Here is a 1,348-nt window from a genome sequence, read left to right as displayed (position 1 = left end):
TCATCGCTGGTGACCTGAACGCCCCGCCCGACGCGCCGGAGTTGGACGTCATGTACGAGGGCGTCGAGGCGAGCGGCCCTCGTGAGTCAGGGCCGCCGTTCGCCTTTCCGACCTACGAGGACGGCCGCAAGCTCGACTACCTGTTCGTGTGGGGAGAGCGGGGCGCCGCACGCTGGGCCGACACCGGCACCCGCCCGACCATCCACTCGGACCACGACTTCTACTACAGCGAGTTGTCGATGGGGATCGGCTGAGCAGGGATCCGCGATGCGGGTGAGCGGGCGGCCTCCGGGCGGTGGACGCCGCGCGGCCGGTAGCCCAGCCGGTCCGCCACACCCACCAGATCGGCCAGCAGCCAGATGATCGCCAGCCACATCTCGGTGCCCTGGAGACCCGGGTCCCGACCGGGACCCGCACCACCCTCGCCGGGCGGGCCGAACCCGAAACCGGCCCCGTCACGCCAGCGCTCCAGCACCTGGGCCAGCTGTTCCCCGGCCCAGGCCCGCGCCTCGGCCGCGCGGTGGCGGGTCTGCTGCCCGGCGAGCCACAACGGGTGCGCCACGTCCAGCACGTTGCACGCGTTCTTACGGCCCGCCGCGAACCAGCGCGGATCACCGCCGTGGGCGAGCACGGTGTCCACCACCCGTTCCGGATACGGCACTTGCAGCCCGAACTGCGCGAACGAGCCCCGGGTCAGCCGGTAGTAGCCGTTGACCAGTTGCAGTCGGCCCGCTGCGGGGGAGGCGGCCTCGCCCCACATCCCCGTCCAGGGATCCACCCGGGTGCCCAGCCAGCCGAACAGCGCTTCCAACGTGCCGGGCGCTCCTGCCTCGGCGCCCAGTTCCAGGTTCTGGTGCGCGCCGGTCGCCCAGCAGTCCACCCATGCACCGGCCGACCACGTCCCCGTCCGCCACGGCAGCGAGTCCAGGCGCGCGACGAGCCGATCGGCCGTCATGCGCCGTACGGTGTGGACCGGGTGGGCGAAACGGGAGCCCAGCAGGTCGAGTGCGTAGCCCACGGACAGCACGTGGTACTCCGCGGTGCCGTCGTCGATCCATCCGTCCGCCGCCGGGGCGGGCAGCACACCGGGACCGCCGTCCGAGGCGAGTTCGGGCACGAGTCCGCTGTCGGCGTCCTGCAGTGCGCGCAGCCGCTCGGCGTGTTCGGCGGCGGACAGTTGCGGCGGATGCGAGCGCAGGAGGAGATCGGCGATCTCGACGGCGTCGCAGTGCGCGCGGACGGTCTCGGGCGCTCCGGGCCGGTCGCAGTAGCGGCCGGTGTCCGCGTTCCAGCCACGGCCGAGGAGGTCGGCGGCCTGGTCCCGGGCCCGGTCCGCGAAACGGGCGAC

General features: G+C 73.3%; 2 pseudogenes. One reads left to right on the top strand and one right to left on the bottom strand.

What is annotated here, in order from left to right:
• Nucleotides 1-254, top strand: a pseudogene (locus O3Q52_RS53130) (hypothetical protein); the annotation flags it as partial.
• Here the strand turns inward: O3Q52_RS53130 and O3Q52_RS53125 are convergent.
• A pseudogene (locus tag O3Q52_RS53125) lies at nt 224-1,348 on the bottom strand (acyltransferase); the annotation flags it as partial. The pseudogenes O3Q52_RS53130 and O3Q52_RS53125 sit on opposite strands and share 31 nt — an antisense overlap.

The sequence above is a fragment of the Streptomyces sp. ActVer genome, from assembly GCF_027270795.1.
GTDB lineage: Bacteria > Actinomycetota > Actinomycetes > Streptomycetales > Streptomycetaceae > Streptomyces > Streptomyces umbrinus_A.
The sequence above is the reverse complement of the archived record's forward strand: the minus strand, read 5'-3'. Positions and strand labels throughout refer to the sequence as shown.